This is a genomic window from Acetobacterium sp. KB-1 (assembly GCF_003260995.1).
GTDB lineage: Bacteria > Bacillota > Clostridia > Eubacteriales > Eubacteriaceae > Acetobacterium > Acetobacterium carbinolicum.
Window position 1 is genome coordinate 1484395 of the sequence record NZ_CP030040.1, and the last position, 18572, is coordinate 1502966.

19 protein-coding genes are annotated in these 18572 nt (G+C 37.0%); all 19 read right to left on the reverse strand.

What is annotated here, in order from left to right:
• Window positions 1-2: 2 nt before the first annotated feature.
• Window positions 3-659 carry a PIG-L deacetylase family protein gene (locus DOZ58_RS06825; RefSeq protein ID WP_111887623.1) on the reverse strand — a complete coding sequence of 219 codons (657 nt, stop codon included), beginning with the start codon at window positions 657-659 and terminating at the stop codon, window positions 3-5.
• A 15-nt stretch (window positions 660-674) separates the two neighbouring features.
• Window positions 675-1829, reverse strand: a complete 1155-nt coding sequence (gene neuC, locus DOZ58_RS06830) for a UDP-N-acetylglucosamine 2-epimerase (RefSeq protein ID WP_111887624.1) — start codon at window positions 1827-1829, stop codon at window positions 675-677.
• Window positions 1826-2758, reverse strand: a complete 933-nt coding sequence (locus DOZ58_RS06835; protein WP_111887625.1) for an ATP-grasp domain-containing protein — start codon at window positions 2756-2758, stop codon at window positions 1826-1828. Before DOZ58_RS06835 ends, neuC begins: the two co-directional genes overlap by 4 nt.
• A 12-nt stretch (window positions 2759-2770) precedes the next feature.
• Window positions 2771-3460, reverse strand: coding sequence for a TylF/MycF/NovP-related O-methyltransferase (locus tag DOZ58_RS06840; protein ID WP_111887626.1), 690 nt, complete (start codon window positions 3458-3460; stop codon window positions 2771-2773).
• Entirely contained in the window at window positions 3457-4149 is a 693-nt protein-coding gene (locus DOZ58_RS06845; RefSeq protein ID WP_111887627.1) for a class I SAM-dependent methyltransferase, read from the reverse strand. The genes DOZ58_RS06840 and DOZ58_RS06845 overlap by 4 nt, the downstream gene beginning before the upstream one ends.
• A gap of 3 nt (window positions 4150-4152) precedes the next feature.
• A complete protein-coding gene (locus DOZ58_RS06850) occupies window positions 4153-4719 on the reverse strand; it encodes an HAD-IIIA family hydrolase (RefSeq protein WP_111887628.1) in 567 nt (188 codons plus the stop codon).
• Window positions 4716-5711, reverse strand: a complete 996-nt coding sequence (neuB, locus tag DOZ58_RS06855) for an N-acetylneuraminate synthase (protein WP_111887629.1) — start codon at window positions 5709-5711, stop codon at window positions 4716-4718. The genes DOZ58_RS06850 and neuB overlap by 4 nt, the downstream gene beginning before the upstream one ends.
• A complete protein-coding gene (locus DOZ58_RS06860) occupies window positions 5708-6352 on the reverse strand; it encodes an acetyltransferase (RefSeq protein WP_111887630.1) in 645 nt (214 codons plus the stop codon). Before DOZ58_RS06860 ends, neuB begins: the two co-directional genes overlap by 4 nt.
• Complete coding sequence (locus DOZ58_RS06865) at window positions 6345-7391, reverse strand: sugar phosphate nucleotidyltransferase (RefSeq protein WP_111887631.1); 1047 nt, start codon at window positions 7389-7391, stop codon at window positions 6345-6347. The genes DOZ58_RS06860 and DOZ58_RS06865 overlap by 8 nt, the downstream gene beginning before the upstream one ends.
• Before the next feature lie 54 nt (window positions 7392-7445).
• The gene (locus DOZ58_RS06870; RefSeq protein ID WP_111887632.1) at window positions 7446-8426 is read right to left on the reverse strand and encodes an NAD-dependent 4,6-dehydratase LegB; all 981 of its coding nucleotides are present in this window, start codon (window positions 8424-8426) and stop codon (window positions 7446-7448) included.
• The gene (locus DOZ58_RS06875) at window positions 8423-10276 is read right to left on the reverse strand and encodes a motility associated factor glycosyltransferase family protein (protein WP_111887633.1); all 1854 of its coding nucleotides are present in this window, start codon (window positions 10274-10276) and stop codon (window positions 8423-8425) included. Before DOZ58_RS06875 ends, DOZ58_RS06870 begins: the two co-directional genes overlap by 4 nt.
• Window positions 10266-10889, reverse strand: a complete 624-nt coding sequence (locus DOZ58_RS06880; protein WP_111887634.1) for a hypothetical protein — start codon at window positions 10887-10889, stop codon at window positions 10266-10268. The genes DOZ58_RS06875 and DOZ58_RS06880 overlap by 11 nt, the downstream gene beginning before the upstream one ends.
• Before the next feature lie 232 nt (window positions 10890-11121).
• Entirely contained in the window at window positions 11122-12423 is a 1302-nt protein-coding gene (locus tag DOZ58_RS06885) for a flagellin (RefSeq protein WP_111887635.1), read from the reverse strand.
• Between the two features lie 382 nt (window positions 12424-12805).
• Window positions 12806-13408: a hypothetical protein gene (locus DOZ58_RS06890; RefSeq protein ID WP_111887636.1), complete on the reverse strand. Its 603-nt coding sequence runs from the start codon at window positions 13406-13408 to the stop codon at window positions 12806-12808.
• A gap of 81 nt (window positions 13409-13489) precedes the next feature.
• The gene (locus tag DOZ58_RS06895) at window positions 13490-14518 is read right to left on the reverse strand and encodes a hypothetical protein (RefSeq protein ID WP_111887637.1); all 1029 of its coding nucleotides are present in this window, start codon (window positions 14516-14518) and stop codon (window positions 13490-13492) included.
• 54 nt (window positions 14519-14572) lie between these two features.
• Entirely contained in the window at window positions 14573-16183 is a 1611-nt protein-coding gene (gene flgK, locus DOZ58_RS06900; protein WP_111887638.1) for a flagellar hook-associated protein FlgK, read from the reverse strand.
• 114 nt (window positions 16184-16297) lie between these two features.
• Window positions 16298-16795 carry a flagellar export chaperone FlgN gene (gene flgN / locus DOZ58_RS06905; RefSeq protein WP_111887639.1) on the reverse strand — a complete coding sequence of 166 codons (498 nt, stop codon included), beginning with the start codon at window positions 16793-16795 and terminating at the stop codon, window positions 16298-16300.
• A 31-nt stretch (window positions 16796-16826) separates the two neighbouring features.
• Window positions 16827-17132: a flagellar biosynthesis anti-sigma factor FlgM gene (locus DOZ58_RS06910; RefSeq protein WP_111887640.1), complete on the reverse strand. Its 306-nt coding sequence runs from the start codon at window positions 17130-17132 to the stop codon at window positions 16827-16829.
• A gap of 408 nt (window positions 17133-17540) precedes the next feature.
• Entirely contained in the window at window positions 17541-18572 is a 1032-nt protein-coding gene (locus DOZ58_RS06915) for a chemotaxis response regulator protein-glutamate methylesterase (protein WP_111887641.1), read from the reverse strand.

Sequence of the window (18572 nt, forward strand, 5' to 3'; positions counted from 1 at the left end):
CCCTAATCAATACTCTTTAAAATTATAAAGGCTTCAGCATATTTTACGCCAGCCATCGCCCCTCTAACCATACTATTTGCACGAATTGTTTCTTCGCTTCTTGGGAAAGGATGGATTCCAACTTCGCTTTCAAAATAGTATAAAATTTGAATCTTTTGCTCAATATAATCGGCAATATCAATGAAATAATTAGGCTTGAAAGCATGCAAAGCATATTCTGTTTCAGAAACAATTTCCATCATCATGATTTTTTTGATAAAGGGATATCGAAAGGTTTTTGTGCATGAATAACATAGATTGAAAGTTATTCGATGATCTGAATGCACGTCTGAAAAAAAAGGCAAAACAACTATTGTTGGTTCAACTTCCTTGATAACAGAACTTATTTTTTGAATGATCTCACTATCATCATACCTATCTAATCCTGTCGGTTTGAAACCCAGATTAAAATAACCATCTAGCTTATATGCCTCACACATCTTTTTTATTTCCTTGTTTCTTATTCGTACTTGTTCAGAATTATGGCCATATTCCTCACTTACATGGGTCATATTCAAAACAAAAACTTTATTTCCCGTTTTTTTCTTTTTTAAGATATAACCTCCTGCACCTAGCGTTTCATCATCCGGATGCGGTGCAACAATTAATATCCTTTCCATTAGGTCTCTTTTCTATTAATAAACAATCTGCTTACTAATTAATTTATTATTTATTTCGGTTTCTGCAATAATCCGGGCAATTCTCTCACCAGAAAAACCGTCACCATATGGATTCTTACAGTTTTTACATACTTCTAAAAAACTTTGATCGAAAGTAGCTTTTTTTATTGCAGCTATAATTTTTTCTCTTTCATATTCAACAAAAATAATATTTTCTGCATGTTGTCGCTGCTTCTGCCTGTTCCCTACATTCACAACAGGCAGTTTTAAAAATGGTGCTTCTAATATACCACTGCTTGAATTTCCTAGTAATAGGGCTGCTTTTCTTTGCAAGTTTACAAATATTTCTCTTTGTAATGTTTTAAATGCATGAAAAAAAGGCGTATTTTTCGTATAAACTTCAATCGTTTCAACAATTGCAGCGCTACCCGCATCAGAGTTCGGATAAATAATAATTGTTTCCATATTTAAACTAGCTACCGCTTCCAATATCATCGCCATTTGCTGTTGAGATGATTTATATTCCGAACTTAATGAGTGATTAATTAATAGTATAAACGGCTTATCAGGTTTTAAGTTTGTCCCAATGTGATCATTTATTTCTTCAAGCGTCAATTCTGGTTGTTTTCGGATTGAGTCTAACGCAGGATTCCCAGTCACAAAAACCCGCCATTTTTCTTCTCCCAACCTAAGAATTCGCTCTCCATTTTCTTTTGTAGCAGGAAAATGGAGATGTGCAAGCTTCGTTACAGCGTGACGTACTGAATCGTCTACATTACCAACAACTCGGTCTCCACCACAAATATGTGCCACTGGTATGTTTAAATAAACACCTGCAGTCGCAACTACCAAACTCTCTTCCCGGTCACCCAATACCAGCAACCAATCTGGCTTTTCCTGATTAATAATATCCACCAGACCCATTAATTGTATACCTAACGACTTGCACCGCCCTGAAAGACTGTCAGTTGCCAATAAAGATTCCAATTTAATGATATCATAACCGTCTTTTTCGATTATTTTATATGTTTCACCATGTAATGGCGATAAATGTGTTCCTGTAACAACCACTTTTAATGACAAATCATCTCTTTTTAGAATTTCATCAAGCACTGGTTGCAAAATAAAATATTCGGATCTTATACCTGTAACTGCTAAAATTTTTTTCATAACTCACCTAAAGGTAATAATTGATGTTCATGTATAACTAAATCGTTAAAATACCTGAACATGAACATGTCGTAAATAACCTCTTTGCTTTGATATTTAGTTTTTTTGTAGAAGCACTCAATAGCACTAAACCAATTATCAGAAGACGCAAACGATAACGAGCACCCACCAGCCAATCGAGGATTTATTTCAATAAACTTAATCCCCTGTCTGTTTTTGAAACACTGAATATTGATGATGCCAATTGGTTTAAGCTCCTTAATAATTACTTTTGTTAGCTCTATAATTTCCTGGTCGTTTATTGTTACACCCTTAACCGAAACCCCAGATTCAGTTTCTAGACGTTTTCTTGGTATAATGTAAATTGGATTAGAATTAAGATCACATAACACATCAATTGTATACTCTTCACCTTCAATAAACTCTTGCGAAATATGCCCTTCCATCTTGAAAGAAACCGCATCTATATCGCGTTTAAAGCTAATTCCGGTGCTGCCTCTGCCAATACGGGGCTTAACTAATTCATAGTCTAAGTTTAAAGATGTTGTTGGTGTGGGTATGCCAATTTCTTTGAAAAACTGATAGGTTTTCCATTTATCAATACAAACATCAATAACATTCTCGTCAGAAATCATTACATAAGTATTAAAATCCCTTTTGTATTGTTCTTTATTACGACTCCAATTTAATAAACCCTCGTTAACAGTAGGAAAAACTAAATCAATCTTTTCTTTAACCAATATTTCTTCAATCTTATCCCAGCATTCTTCTTCATCGTATTTCGGAACAATGAACGCTCTATCAACTTGATATAAACCAAAAGAATAACCAGTTATATCTATTCCTACTAGTTCCCAATCTAGTTCACGATAATACTTCAATTGTGAACCAAAAACCATACTTCCTATACCTTCTACCAAAATTTTCATTTTTAAACTCCGTTAGAACTGAATATAAGCGATATTTGGATCAAAATCAAATTTTTTAATCTCTAGCTGATTCAAATCTTTATATCTTTCTAATAATGCTATTGTTTCGCCCGGCCAAAATTGATTATTTATCTCATCAAAAGCAAGAATTCCACCTTTAGGTATTCTTGAAACAAAGTGCTCTAAAGCAATTTTTGTAGGCTCGTATAAATCGAAATCTAAAAATAACAGTGCTACAATCAAATGCTGATTTTTATTTATATAATCAGGTATTGTGTTAATTGCATTACCTTTAACTAATTCAACTTTTGAAAACTGATTTAGATATCTGTTATTATCATATTCTTTTATTAGGCCTTCTAATTCTAAAAAAACATCATATTCACACGAAAACCCACCCTTTACAAGACTAATGTTCTCAAACGATGACTCATCTTCTTTGTTTATTTCTACAAAACCTTCGAAAGTATCAAAACCTATAATTTTTCTATGGATGGCATATGGTTCCAAGTTTGATGATATTTTTGCCCAACCCATTAATCCCCCACCTTGATGAACACCACATTCAATAATTGAACCTTTGGTTTGTCGAATCATTTTAAACAGCTCGTATCTTGCCATAAATCGAGCTAAATCTTGTCTTCTAACATATTTTTCAAAGTTATTTAACTTTTTTTTTGTTATACTACCTTGTTGATTCATAATTCCCTCTTCTTCGCAATAATATGATACCGTGAGTTTTTTATTTGATTTATCACCGACTCTCTTTGTATCAATATGCATTCGATAATTTCAAAGTTATCACCTAAAAGTTTTTTTATTTTTCTATAGTTAAAATATGATTGAATCGTATTTTTTTCATGCTCACTTTTTACTAGCTCTTCTCCAGCATATTCACGATAATGATTAAAATCATCACCTGAAACGACATCAAAATAAAAATAGCAACCCTTTTTCAAAACTCGAAATACTTCCAGTACACCTATTACAGCAGTATTGAATTCCATGCTATCTAAAACCCCATGTGAAATCACAAAATCAAAACTATTATCTTCATACGGAAATTGCTCAACCGATCCTACCGTTAATCTATCGATCAAGTGCGTTTTATTTTCATGATAGAACCATTTTTTTGCATATTCTATCGCATAATCTGAAATATCAATTCCATACGGTTCCAACTCCATCTCATCCAAATAGATAATATGTCGGCCAATACCACACCCCATATCTAGACCTTTTTTTTCTTCAATGATCGGCTTAAAGTCAGAAATACCGACCCTTTTTTTGATATATTTTGAAACAAATCTTATAATCTCCTCATGTGGATAAAAAACATAATTATCTTTGTTTATATAAGAGTTATTCCACTCATTTTTCTTTGTATCCATTATTCACCTCTTTAGAATTAATTCAACAGCATCACATAAATTCTCTGCATATCCATCTGGTTCAATATCATAGTTATTATCTTTTCCTTTTAAACCCGTATTTAAAAGTATTGTCTTTAACCCAGCATTCTTACCAGTCATTATATCGATTGATGTATCCCCAATCAGATAGGATTTGTTTAAATCAATGTTAAATTCTTTTTGTGCCTCCACTACCATCCCAATTTTTGGCTTTCGACATTCACATTCGATTTTGAACTTTTTATTCTCCTCTATGTAACCTCGGTCAGGATGGTGAGGACACATATAAACAGCATCCAAATAAGAGCCATTAGCATCAAAAAGCAGTTTTTCAAGGTAATCATTGATCTCAAGAGCTTCCTCGTAGGTGCATAAATTTCTAGCAACTATGGGTTGATTCGTTACGACTATGCACAAATAGTCACTTTCATTAATTTGCTTAATTGCTTCTGAGACTCCTTCCTCCAATTCAAGATCATACTTATTGTGTAGCAGTTCCTTATATTTATTAATTGTACCATCTCTATCAAGAAAAATGCACTTTTTCATACCTCAATCAGCTCGTCTTCTTCAAAGTTCTTTACCGCTTTTTTTCCTAGAATTTCGAACCACTTCATTGGTGATACCCCATTTCCCGGACGTTTTACTGTCAAATTTTCTTCTGTAAACAATTCACCTTTAGTAATTTTTCTTTCAGCAACAATACTTTTCCTTGCAATACTAATGTTTTTCTTTTCCGATTCTGCAGGCTGCTTAACACCATCCCCCAGAGCTTTTTCAAGATGACGAATGGCTCCTACCATTGCCTTAAGCTCGTTAGGTTCCAGACTGGCATTATGATCTGGCCCGTCCAAATTTCGATCCAGAGTAAAGTGTTTTTCTATAATAGTCGCACCCATAGCCACTGCTGCAATTGGAATCTCAATTCCCATTGTATGGTCCGAATATCCGACTGGTAAATCGAAATTTTTCAGCATGGTTAGCATCGCATTTAAATTGACGTCCTCATAGGGGGTTGGATATTCGGTTGTGCAATGGAGCAACGAAATTTTCTCAGTTCCATATTTTTTTAGAATATAAACAGCGTCTTCAACTTCATTCAAAGTCGCCATTCCAGTAGAAAGTATAACCGGTAATTTAGTATTGGCAATTTTAATTAAATATGGTAAATTCGTAATCTCACCTGATGGAATCTTCCAGCATTTTAATCCGATGCTATATAAAAACTCAAGACTCTCCAAGTCAAAGGGGCTAGACAAAAATTCTATGCCAAATTTATCACAACAATTTTTCAACTCAATAAAATCATTTTTTGACAATTCCAGTTTTTTCAGCATTTCTAATTGATTTTCATCTTTCCCAGTCGACTTTTCCTGATATTCTGCTTTTGGAGATTTGGCAATTACCAGTTTTTCAGCGCAAAAGGTTTGAAACTTTATGGCATCGACTCCTGATACTTTTGCTATCTGTATCATTTTTTTTGCCAACTCAAACTGACCATTGTGATTTACTCCCGCTTCTGCTATAATATAGACACTCAATTATTATCCACCTTTCGACAAGGATTTCCAAATGCAACGCAGTTTTCCTCAACATTGTTCACCACTACACTGCCCATTCCGATGATTGTTTGATCTCCTATGATGGTATTTTGACGTATGACACTACCAGCGCCTATATGTGTCTTTTCCCCAATAGTAACATTCCCACTGATGATAGAACCAGGAGCTATGTGCGCAAAATCAGCAATGCCGCAGTCATGTTCAATGATACAGCCAGTGTTTAGAATAACACACTTTCCAATTGTCGTGTCTGCATTGATGATCACATTTTTACCAGCAAAACTGCCTTCAGAAACACTCGCATACTGACTGATATTTGCCGAAAAATGGCTAATTACTGGTAGATAAAAACCCAAACTTTTAATCTGTTTATATAAGCTTATTCGCTTATTTGGATTTCCAATACTGCCCAAACTAATAAAAGCATCCTTAAAACCTTCATAAAAAAAATGTTTCAGCTCTCGATCGGTGCCTATAATCTTACAATCTAGAATTTGTTTTCCGACATTCTCAGAAACATCAATAATCCCAATATCTTCATAATCATTTCTAGATTCAACCGCCTCAATTACTGTTTTGCAGTGTCCCCCTCCACCAATCAAAAGTAACTTTTTACTCATCCTTTTCCAACCTTTTTCGCATAATTTCTAGTTCATCTAATTGTCCCATATCCAACCAGGCATTCTCACTAATAGGAAAGACCCCAATTTTTTCTCCCTGATTGCGATACTTCTCAATAATATCCGGAAAACCCATTTCTTTATCCGCTTCAATTTCGACAACAACCCGGCCATCAACCACATACATACCGGTATTGACAAATATAGAGATCTCTGGTTTTTCTTTCATCTCATCAATCTCTCCCGTTTCATTGATTTCCACCACACCATAAGGTATTCGTATTCGTTTCATAGAACAGATCATCGTAATAAAGTTGCCCTGTTTTTGATGGAATGTCATTATTTTCTGATAGTCTTCATCAATGAGAATGTCACAATTGGATAAAATAAAAGTCGAAGTTATTTTTCCTTTTAATAGGCTCAGGCCACCGCCTGTACCCAGAAGTTTTTTTTCATCAATATAATTGAGCTGATATGCTTTCTCCAGATCATTAAAATACGCTTTTATCATATTCTTTTTATGATTAAGAATAAGATAGAACTCACTGCATCCATTTTCCACAAAGCGATTGATGATGTGTTCAGCAATGGGGATTTCACCAATGGGAATGAGGGGTTTGGGAAGAATTTTGGTATAGGGATACAGTCGTGTTCCCAAACCTCCAGCCATGATCACTACTGGTATATTGAGTGTACTTTTTTTCTCAACTTTTTCATCATTCCAAATTATAATAGAAATAATGTTGTGATCCTCATCTACAATCGGAACCCCTTCAATAAAATTTTGTTTTATATAATCCTTCGCTTTATTCTTTTCACTTTCATGTAAATACTTGGGCTTGTAATTTGCCAGCTCTTTAACTTTTGCGTCCAAGCTTCCTTTTTTAAGAATCCAGCGACGAACATCGCCATCTGTTAGTGCTGCGACAAATTGTCCTTTTTTTGTCACAAATAGCACTTTTCTTGCGGCATTTTCCAGTTGAGACATGGCTTCCAGCAAAGATCTGTTTTCATCAATCAGAAAATCTTTAATTTCCATTAGTAAATCCTTTACTACTTCTTGTGTTACATTTTAAATAATAAGTAGTGCCTTTCAAAGATTATAAATATCTGCTTTATATTTACCCATATTTTTCCGGAAAAAACCAATGGTTTCATTTAACCCTTCTTCAAGAGAATATACCGGCCTCCAATCAGTCAAATGCATAATCTTTTCATTGGAACCTAGCAATCGACTAACCTCACTCTTTTCGGGGCGAAGACGTTCTTCTTCACAGACAATTCTAGCCTTAGGATTAATTTGCCTTATCAACTCTCTTGCCAATTCACCAATAGTAATTTCCCGTTGGGTCGCAATATTGATCTCTTCTCCAATGGTTTTATCTCTTTTGGCAATTTCAAGAAAACCATTTACCGTGTCTTTTACATAATTAAAATCACGGGTTGGTGACAATAAACCAAGTTTGATTTCTTCTTTGCCTGATAAAAGCTGGGTAATAATCGTTGGAATAACCGCTCTGGCCGATTGCCGTGGACCATAGGTATTAAATGGTCTAACGATTGTAACTGGTGTACTAAAGCTCCGATAAAACGATTCTGCCAGACGATCCGCACCGATTTTTGTAGCCGAATAAGGGGACTGTCCCTGAAAAGGGTGCTTTTCATCAATGGGAACATATTGAGCGGTTCCATAAACTTCAGAGGTGGACGTTACTAAAATTCTTGAGGTATCCAGGTCTCTCGCAGCCTGCAATATGTTTAGTGTTCCTTTAATATTCGTATCCACATATGTGTCTGGAGAATGATAAGAAAAAGGAATCGCTATCAGTGCCGCCAGATGATAAACTTCATCAATCCCTCTCATGGCAATGCGTACACCATTTGGATCGCGGATATCACCTGTCATAACCTCAATTTCATTTAAAATATTATTGGGTAAGGTATCCAGCCATCCCCAAGTATTAAACGAGTTATAAAACACAAAAGCTCTGACCTTATGACCACTTTTTACAAGTTCTTCAACCAGATGACTCCCGATAAAACCATCTGCTCCTGTTACTAGAATCTTCTTCATTCGCTCACCTTTGTATAATTTTTGATCGTATTATCTAAAACAGTGACGATGCCTCGATTCAATTCCATATCCTGAAGTAAATGATTGATGAAAATCTCAGTAGGTTTCGTGATTTTTTTATTTTTAATCATGACATTTTTTTCATTTTTGATACCGTTGGCCTTATTCACTAAAATAGCATATTCAACACGATTGATAGGTTGTGCAATACAACTGAAGAAATCATTGCTCTCCAGTTCTTTTATTGAAACTTCCAATTGACTGATTAATGTGTCAATTCTTTTAACATCAGTAATTTTTTTAAGATCTTCGATAATCCTTTTAGTGTTTGTCAATTGATTTAGGTAAAGCTGAAATGCTATCTTAAAATCCTGTAACTGCTGAATTAAATAAATTTTATTATAATGTTCCTGAAACTCTAGACTAAATTCATTTCCATCCATAATTTTTTCGGTTAAAGTTTCTTGAATCAGTTTGCTTAGTCGTAAATATTTTGCCCCTACAATGCTTGCACCATCAACCGTTGTATTAAAAACTTCTACATTAAAATTTTCAATGGACATTTCTAGCTGCTTTTTCATCTGCAGCATATGTTCGGACGTTTCAACAAGCTCGCCGTTCACATTTTCAACAGAACACAATTCAAAACGTTCAGTATCAACCTCATTTGAACGATGTGTAACACCGCTTGCATATACCTTACGATTGGTATATGATAAATTCTGGCCAACTAAAATAATGCGCTTAAAGCCTAATTTTACTAGCAATTCAAACGTTACAACCGCGATCGACGATGCATCCGTAACTTTTTCTATTTCTTCTTTGTCCACTCTTTTTAGAAAGTAATCTGATACCGAATCTTGTGTTGTGATAGTATGCAACTTAGGTCCTTTATAATCGGCTAATACTTCATATGCCACACTCGATCCGAAAATCATTGGAATGTTATTAATACCGCGTTCATTAATATTGTTAAATACCAATCTATTGTTTTCTGTGGGATCGTAAGTAGTCATCACATCGGGATAAATACCATGATGAATTAACGTATTGATGCTTGTTCCTACAGAGAAAATAAATGCCAAATGATTGCTTTTAATATTCTTAAGATTCTCAATTTCGTAATCCAACGAGGGCCCAGCAGAGACTAAAATTGCCGTTTTATCTCGAAATTGACCCCTGTTATCTGTTAAAATATTCGGAGTTGTTAAAACTGTTTTAAAATTATTCACACTATTGATAATCCACCGTTTTTTAAATGCATAATTAACGCTTAACGCACTTCGTTGGTTTTTTACCAACTGCATATAATCAGATAAAAAAGTTTCATATTCTGAAATAAATATTTTAGAATAAACAGGAAGTACACAGATCACAAAGTGTTTATCTCCTGATTGAACGAGAGCATTATAAAGCGCTGCAACATTATTATCACAACGAAAAGTAACCATATTTTTGAGTGGCAGTTTTTTGAATGGTTTCTGATCCAAATAAGCAGTGACAACTTCAATTGATGGCTCGAAGATAGAGAAGCTGATATCACTGAAGCGCTTCGTAAATTCATCAATGTGATAACCCAGACCCAGACCATAAAAAATCACATGAGTTTCAGGCGTCATTGCTTCATCACCAACAAGTTTGTCGATGATTGATGTGGCCTCGCGAAGCGGATTGTATTTACTGTGAACAAACAGTGACTGTTCGCCCGTAAAATATTTTAAAGTTTGATTACCATCAGCGGCTTTCTCGACTGAAAAACTAGCTTGATTACTACTTTCTTCCCAATTCTTAACAGCTTCGTAAATCTCCGGATATTGTTTTTTCATTAAAACAATATTATCAGCTAGCATGATGATTTCCTCCCGGTGCCATTAAAAGCTGTAAATTATGCTCGGCGTTTTCAAATAGCGACAGAACTTCATATTGTAACAAATCACCAATCAGAATATGATCATGATTTTGCATTGCATGACTCAGCTCTAGAATAATTGTATTCAGACCAGTTATGTTCTGTACATATTCATTCCAGACTTCATGATTCGTTATGATTGTTTCTAGATTACTGATGCGGTCTATTTTTATCACTGTTTCCAACATCCACTGTAACCCTTCAAACAAATCAGCCAAATCTGTCCATGATTTGCTTTGAGGGCTTTGATAAAACTCCTCCGATAGGGATTTCAAGCGTGTTTTAGCATTTAGAATATAATCATCCGTAGAAATGACTATATCATTAACCATTCTCTTATCATCCTTTACTTTCACAACTACCTCCTGAATTGATTCCATGTTATCTGCGAAATACTTCTTAAAATTATCATTGACTTGTATCCCATCGATTTCAAAAAAATCAAATTCTTGATTATAATCATGCAATTTATCATCAATCAAACTAAAAATACCATCAATATTTTCGATCCGATTTTCAGTTTCAAAGCTCTCCTGGCTAAATACTATTTTCATGATTCACCAATCCTAATCTATTTTTATTCTGTTTGTTTATGGATGTTCTCATTAGTTATCGACAAATTGAACTAATTCTTTAGATAACCCCCGATTAATTTCAATCAATACTATGAGTGGTTTACGTCAAATTCTTTCTTTTAGTATACGTGTTTATTTATATTTTGTAAAGGATGCTCATATTTTTTGCAATAAAAAAACCGCCTTACGGCGGTTTTTATTTTGATAGTTATTATTGTAATAACTGTAATACGCTCTGTGGTTGTTGATTTGCTTGTGCAAGCATTGATTGAGCAGCCTGAGAAAGGATATTGTTCTTGGTGAATTCCATCATTTCTTTAGCCATATCAACGTCGCGGATACGAGATTCTGCAGAGGTTAAGTTTTCAGCAGATGTACCCAGGTTGTTGATGGTGTGTTCCAAACGATTCTGGACAGCCCCAAGCTTAGCTCTTTGAGAAGAAACATTTGCAATTGCCTCATCAATTGTTTTAATTGCACTGTTTGCAGTTGATTGTTTGGTTAAGTCAAGATTGTTAATACCAAGTTCTGTTGCGCTCATGTTATCAATTCCTAAGGTAGTCGATTGCCCAGTATTTGCACCAATCTGGAATGTCAAGACATTGCTTGCATCGACAACAACAGAACCCGATGCAGTCGCAGCATCATAGTCAAGTTCAATGTTAATCCCCTTGACTTCAGTTCCTGCAGCATTTTTAACTGTGATGGTTTCTTGTTTTGCAGCAGTGATATTAAAAGATAATGCACCATCTTTTGCCTCAGCTACAGCTCCACTGATATTGATTCCACCAATGACTTTTGAAGTACCGGTTGTATCTATTGATTCAATTAATCGACCATCAACATCAGTCAATGTAGCAGTTTTTGCTGTATTATCAATCGTAATATTATAAGAGCCCACAGCTAAATCTGAAGTATTAAATAATGCAGCGACAGTACCTGAAAAAGCAGATCCAGATGCGATAGCACCAGCAGCACCAGTTGCTGCTGTGACAGTTGCCACAACATTGTAAGTTCCTCCAGCAACACCCGCTTCAACGCTTACTTGGTCTTCATTGGTAATACCGGCAACTGTAGTAGTTGTTTTAATCGCTTTGTCACCATTCAACAGTTTTTGAGTATTAAACTCAGTATCACTTGAAATACGATCGATTTCTTTTGTTAACTGGTTGATTTCTTTTTGAATTTCACCACGATCTGCATCGGTGTTAGTATCATTTGAAGATTGTACTGCCAGTTCTCTCATTCTTTGAAGAATGGAATGTGTTTCGTTTAATGCACCTTCAGCAGTTTGGATTAGTGAAATACCATCATTTGCATTTGTTGAAGCTGTGTTTAAACCAGAAATCTGACCACGCATTTTTTCTGAAATTGCCAAACCTGCGGCGTTATCGCCTGCTCGGTTGATTTTTAAACCTGAAGATAATTTTTCTAATGACTTAGAAGTAGCCGCCGTGTTTGCAGATAACTTGTTATAAGTGTTAAGTGCTGCGATGTTATGATTGATTCTCATTGTATTTTCCTCCGTTTTTTATTGATCGAAACCCTCGACCTGGGAATTTTGTTAGGCTTTCCTTCGTACGCAAGGCCTGCCAAATTATTAAAGCTTGTTCGCTCTTGTTATTAATATCGTCTTATTCTGATTTTACTTTAGGTTTTTTTAGTATTATTTTTTATTTCTTCTACTAATTTTTCCCTATTCTAAATCTAACATAATCTGATACCAATAGCCGTATCGCCAAGAGATTAAGATTAATACTCTTTTTAATCTCTTGTTATTAATATCGTCCTTCATCTTTTTTTCTTTAGCATTATTTCAACTTTTTTGCTAAATAAAAAGTTCTCTCAATCATCTGATTTAATATCATGACAATTCAGAGAACTTAATTTTATATTCACGCTTTTTGGTTCAACTGTATGCCTGTTGATGGCTCAGCCTTTTGTTCAAAACCAATCGGCGGGCTGTAGCTTGGATCAGCACTGGGCGGAACATAGATTGGGCCACCAACATATTTAATAATGACCTCGGCTCGTTGGGTTACAACCATCTCAAGATCAGGCGGTAAAAACTCAGTTTTTAAATTATCTGCCGCCGGCATGCCACCAGGAAGGGCACTCATCGGAATGCTTAATTGCATACTACCTGAATCTTCACGATCTTTATTATTAACCTTGTTTGCCATGGAGTTAATGCTTCGGTTCGCCTGGGTAAACCGGATCGCTCTTGAATCTCCATCCTCCATTTGGATGTTTAGTTTTAACTTTCCATCATCGCCTATTTTTGCAGTCGCTGTGTAGGTCGGATTATCCCAGTTATAGGTTGAACTAGGTACAAATGAATCGCCCACTACAATTTTGATTGGTTCACGTTTGACGACTTGCTGCTGACTAACATTATTACTTGCATTAACAGCCTGCACCGATGAAAGTGCCAGCGTTTCTTTCTCAACAAATTCCAGTTTTATGGGTACTGTTTCGATGGTGATTAACGGTTCCATTTTTCCTCCTTACTAAAGCTATTCTGATGACTAACACATTCCAAAAATGCTTTGATTTTATTTATTACATCATTTATAATATTATCTCATGTAGTCAAATACAGACTGTTGAACCACACTTTGCCCCATTTGAAGTGCCGCTGAATACGCTACCTTCTGACTTTGGAAAGCAATGTAGGTATAGGCTGCATCGACGCCTTCAACTTGAGTCTGTCGTTTTTCCAGATTAAAATTCTGCGTTTCATAACGGTTGGTCATAAACTCCAGATACTGAGTTTTTGCACCAATTTCTGTTGTCGTCTGAAAGGTTTTTTGACTATTTGACTGGTATAAACCATAAAGGCTATCTACTGTATCAAATGAATAATCACCTTCCGGTTTTTCGAACTCTGTGGCAATTCTACCTAGCAAATCATAAAGATTGTTTGAAACATCTTCTCCCGAAACCGTAGTCGAATTTATTCCATTTCCGACAAAATTAATCCCTGGAACTGAATAATTAAACACGCTATTTCGTTCCACTTCACCTGAGGTTTGGTCGAATGATACACCTAAACCAATATCGACGTACAAAGAGTCTTTCTTTAAAGATTCTAATAATTCAATCTCTGCTGGCGTTCCTTCATTCAAATCATCCAAATTTGTGCCATTATATTGAAGTTTATCATTCACAACTACAAACGGTTTTTCGCTATTACTTCCTCCGAAAAGATACACACCCGATGTACTGGTATTAAGAGTTTCCAATAACTGACTTTGAATGGTACGAAGTTCCGTAGCAATAATCTTTCGCGTATTTTCGCTTTGGGTGCCGTTCATCCCCTGCAAAATCTTATCTGTCGCTTCAGCCAGCGAAGACTCAATCTGACCTACAGTACTCTCCGAGTTCGTTAAAAAGGCATCAGCATGTTTTATGTTATCCTGATAACCTTCTACCTTGGATAGGTTCCGCCTTATTTGATAGCCCCGAACGGCCGAGGATACATCCTCAGATGTTCTGGCATATTTTCTGCCAGTGGCCACCTGGGTATTCAGTTTGTCCAAATCTACCGATAAATTATTTAAATTATTTGAATATCTTGAGGTCATCATGCGATAGGTAATTCTCATTTCTTCACTTCCCTTCCGTTATATACGGTATATATGGTAAATCCAACCGGACATTTATACGCCCATCTTGTTAATGACGTTATCAAGGTTTTCATCCAACACGTTAAAATAGCGCATGGCGGCATTATAGACCTTCTGGAAAGCCGAGAGGTTAATCCCCTCTTCATTTAAAGACACCCCTGAAACTGAATCCCTGGAGTCTGAGATGGTCTGGAATACATTCGTGGCCGTTTTAGAGAAGTTGGTATACAGCTCTACATCGGTTCCCACTTCGCTAACCACGCTGGTCATGTATTCGTTAAAAGTTCCTGTTAAGATGGTACTTCCCATACTATCTTTAAAATCAATCTGATCACTCATTCGCTTAATCATTCGCAGAACATTATCCGGTTCTGTTGGCGTTGACTTATAATCAGTCGTCGCAGGCAGACCCTCAATAAATGGTTTTTTGGTCGTGTTAATGTAGGACGGGTTTTTTAACCATTCTGTTGATACCTGAATATTTCGGGCTGTTAAGTTCGCTGTTGTCGATCCGGAATCATCGGTAAAAAGATTTAACGGTTCCGTATTTAGTTTATAACCGTTTACCAGATCCGTCGTGTCTTCTACAAAAATATCACTGTTTATTGAATTAAACTCTTCGGCAAACTGTTTTGCCATGATGTTTATTTTCTCGTTATAATAATAAATGCCTTTGGCACTATTTTCAGTCGCACTTGCAAAGGTGCCTTTACCATTTATAATACTCAAATAGCCATAAAGCTTACCATCACTAATCAAATCGTTGGCATCATCCCTTAGGTTACCTTTTGTGTCTACCACTGATAATTTAACATTGAGGGGGTCTGTTTTTGCATCCAGACTCATCTCACCATATTTGCCATTATCGACAATCATAATCGGTTCGCCGCCGCTCGGATTTTCCATGGTAATGCGATAATGAGGGATGGAAAGATTTTCCGAGATCACATCGGCTGGCGTCATGCTGACTTTGATATTCGCAATTCCCGATAATTTATCAATAAGCAGGTTACGCTGATCGTAGAGCTCGTTGGGGGTGTTGCCGTAGATTTCTTCCCGTTGAATCTGTTCATTTAATGCCGCGATATTCTTAACAAAGGTATTAAATTCGCTGTCGACCGTTACTTCAAGGTTTTCAGTCTGCTCGGTTCGAATCTCGTCAAGCTGATTGGCATACATGTTCATCATTTGAGTTATTTTTTCTGCTGCCGAACGCACAACCTGAGCAATATCCGAGGTGCCTGGCGTTTGTGCCAAACTATTGAGATCTAGAACAAAGCTGGAAAACTCTCCCATCAGGGCTTGCGCTGACGCTTCATCAAAGACATCTTCTAAATTGGTAAGCCCTTTGACCATGGTTTCGTAGCGACTATTTTCTGAATTCTGGTTACGGTACCGGGCATCGATATACGGATCTCTGAGTTGGGTTGTTCCGGTGGCTTTTGCGCCCAACCCGGAAGAAATTTGTGGATTAGCGTATTTTTGAACCATGCCACTATTTGTTACGGAGACAACATCCACCCGTTGTCTGGTATAGCCTTCTGTTTTAATGTTGGAAATGTTGTTCCCAACAACGTTGATACTTGCCTGACTGGCCTCCATGGCTCTGCTGGCGATATTATATGATACAAATGTTGCAGCCATTATTTTCTCCTTTTACTCTGATCCCTGTTTGCGGGCGAGGGTCTGACCCCCGGGCGATTGATAATCGCCCCTACATTATACGATTTAGGAGGATCTGACCCCCGAGCACATATACTAAACACTCTTTTCAAAAGCACTGGGAAGTTTGACACCACCCTCTTCTTTGCCATCTTCTCCATAGGTTGTTTTTTCCTGTTTTGCTTCAAATTGCGCAATATTCTTGTTGACCATATGCAATTTTGTTTGCAGAAGAGTCTGACATTTATCTTTATAAAACTCTATTTCTTTAGCGACTTCTTTAAATTCTGTCAGCAGTTTTGCAAATCGTTCTTGCTCTTCTTTGGGAAAATGACCGATTACTTCACTAATGTTTTTACCACTAACGCCCAATTTTTCCATATAATCGGCAACATCCTGATCAAAGTTCTTAATCTGATACAGAAAGATCTGCTGGTGATTGAGGTTATCACTTAGCTCATCGATGCTGTTACTCTGAATCAGCATCAGCTCATCTTTAAGCTTGGGTATGGTATCACGATGAAGCTTAATAACCCCGAAAAGATAGTCATAAAAACTATCTAAAGTTTGTTTATATTTTATTGTTTCAGGCATAGTTAAGCCTCCTCGAGAATTTTATATTTTCTTATTTTAGAAGCGCATCAACCAACGCATCGGTTGGTACGTGATAGGTTCCGTTTTTAACGGCTTCTTTTAATTCACCCAAACGACTTGATTCTTTGACGGTAACATCGTATAGGATCGCTGATTTGGCGGTAGATACGCGATTGTCTTCAAAGGACGCACTACGGCTGTTTGAAATACTGCTGCTGTCTTGTTTATTCTTGCCGATGTCTTTTTTCTGCGAATCCAGACGACGGCTCGATTCTGCTGCTGTATCCTGACCTGTTTTGGATTGAACTGCGAGATTATTGCTTGATAAAATTTTCATGACTAAACCTCCTTCTTTATTATACAATACGTTTATTTATTTTTGCTGATTAATCTTTATTTTATCTCTTGTTATACATATCGTCATTATAAAGGAATACTTTAGAAAAAGATAGAAAATAATTGGGGGGAAGGGGGGGAAGATATACAAATAATCCAAGCATCATCTGTGGTGATGTCTGGATTATTGGGGGACTAGCGATTTTCCAAGCGATTGATAATGACCTAGGGGTCAGACCCTTGCCCCTACCGGCTAATTCGTTAGGTTCCTGTAAATTATTTTGTTACATTTCGCATGCGGGCGATTGATAATCGCCCCTACGGGCTAATGCATTACGTTAGTGTTTATTGCGTTGGTTTGTTTCTATTCGTAGGGGCGGGTAGTACCCGCCCGTGTCTAGTGATAAAACTATTTTGATAAGAACCGGATGATTTCGTCGGCGATGCGCTCCAGGGACAATTGTTTGTCCACGGCGCCGATGTTGTAGGCAACCATTGGCATGCCATAAACAATCGAGGATTTTTCATCCTGGCCAATGGTGTAGGCACCCTTTTTATGCATCTTAAGCAGACCGTTAGCACCATCCCGGCCCATGCCGGTAAGAATGACGCCAAGCGACTGTTTTCCAGCCACATCAGCCACAGAATCGAAAAGAACGTCAACCGATGGGCAATGGCCGCTAACCTTTTCTTCCTGGGTACACTTAACACTATAACCGGGTCCTCTTTTAGCCAGCCGCATCTGGTAGCTGCCGGGGGCAATTAAAACCCGACCTGGTCTTAAATCATCTCCGTCCGCTGCTTCTTTAACTTCCAGCTCGCAGGTATTATTTAACCGTTCGGCATAGAGCTTGGTAAACACCGGCGGCATATGCTGAACAATAATAATCGGGGGCATATCCCTGGGCAACCCGGAGATAACAGTATGAATAGCGTCGGTTCCGCCGGTTGAGGCGCCGATAGCTATGATTCTGCTTTGGGTGTCAATCCCCTGATTGGCAATGGGATGGCTGGGGGTATAATCACTTTTACGGTTGCCAACCTTAGCCGTGGAGGCAATTTTAATTTTGATGATTAACTCATTGACAAACGAAGCCATGCCACCCGGCCTTGAAACATTGGGCTTGGTAACAAATTCTACGGCACCGGCATCAAGGGCGTCCAGGACATTCTTAGAAACCGAACTGACCACAATAACCGGCAAAGGGTATTGGGGCATCAGTTTTTTTAAAAATTCGATGCCATTCATCTTCGGCATTTCAACATCCAGGGTCAATACGTCAGGCTTTAATTTGATAATCAAATCTCTGGCCATATAGGGGTCAGTTGCTGTTCCGACGACTTCAATGTCGGGATCTTTCGATATTTCCCTTGATAGAGACTCACGAAAGACCAGGGAATCGTCTACGATCAGCACCTTAATTCTCTGCTTAAGTCTCAT

Bases quoted from the DNA above. Each gene is read 5' to 3' on its own strand.
- DOZ58_RS06850 (WP_111887628.1), bottom strand. From the start codon at position 4,719: ATGAAAAAGTGCATTTTTCTTGATAGAGATGGTACAATTAATAAATAT.
- DOZ58_RS06845 (WP_111887627.1), bottom strand. From the start codon at position 4,149: ATGGATACAAAGAAAAATGAGTGGAATAACTCTTATATAAACAAAGAT.
- DOZ58_RS06910 (WP_111887640.1), bottom strand. From the start codon at position 17,132: ATGAAAATTTTATCAAGCAATAATCTCGCAGTTCAATCCAAAACAGGT.
- DOZ58_RS06885 (WP_111887635.1), bottom strand. From the start codon at position 12,423: ATGAGAATCAATCATAACATCGCAGCACTTAACACTTATAACAAGTTA.
- DOZ58_RS06880 (WP_111887634.1), bottom strand. From the start codon at position 10,889: ATGAAAATAGTATTTAGCCAGGAGAGCTTTGAAACTGAAAATCGGATC.
- DOZ58_RS06865 (WP_111887631.1), bottom strand. From the start codon at position 7,391: ATGGAAATTAAAGATTTTCTGATTGATGAAAACAGATCTTTGCTGGAA.
- flgN (WP_111887639.1), bottom strand. From the start codon at position 16,795: ATGCCTGAAACAATAAAATATAAACAAACTTTAGATAGTTTTTATGAC.
- DOZ58_RS06870 (WP_111887632.1), bottom strand. From the start codon at position 8,426: ATGAAGAAGATTCTAGTAACAGGAGCAGATGGTTTTATCGGGAGTCAT.
- DOZ58_RS06890 (WP_111887636.1), bottom strand. From the start codon at position 13,408: ATGGAACCGTTAATCACCATCGAAACAGTACCCATAAAACTGGAATTT.
- DOZ58_RS06875 (WP_111887633.1), bottom strand. From the start codon at position 10,276: ATGCTAGCTGATAATATTGTTTTAATGAAAAAACAATATCCGGAGATT.
- DOZ58_RS06835 (WP_111887625.1), bottom strand. From the start codon at position 2,758: ATGAAAATTTTGGTAGAAGGTATAGGAAGTATGGTTTTTGGTTCACAA.
- DOZ58_RS06895 (WP_111887637.1), bottom strand. From the start codon at position 14,518: ATGAGAATTACCTATCGCATGATGACCTCAAGATATTCAAATAATTTA.
- DOZ58_RS06840 (WP_111887626.1), bottom strand. From the start codon at position 3,460: ATGAATCAACAAGGTAGTATAACAAAAAAAAAGTTAAATAACTTTGAA.
- DOZ58_RS06915 (WP_111887641.1), bottom strand. From the start codon at position 18,572: ATGAGACTTAAGCAGAGAATTAAGGTGCTGATCGTAGACGATTCCCTG.
- DOZ58_RS06825 (WP_111887623.1), bottom strand. From the start codon at position 659: ATGGAAAGGATATTAATTGTTGCACCGCATCCGGATGATGAAACGCTA.
- neuC (WP_111887624.1), bottom strand. From the start codon at position 1,829: ATGAAAAAAATTTTAGCAGTTACAGGTATAAGATCCGAATATTTTATT.
- DOZ58_RS06860 (WP_111887630.1), bottom strand. From the start codon at position 6,352: ATGAGTAAAAAGTTACTTTTGATTGGTGGAGGGGGACACTGCAAAACA.
- flgK (WP_111887638.1), bottom strand. From the start codon at position 16,183: ATGGCTGCAACATTTGTATCATATAATATCGCCAGCAGAGCCATGGAG.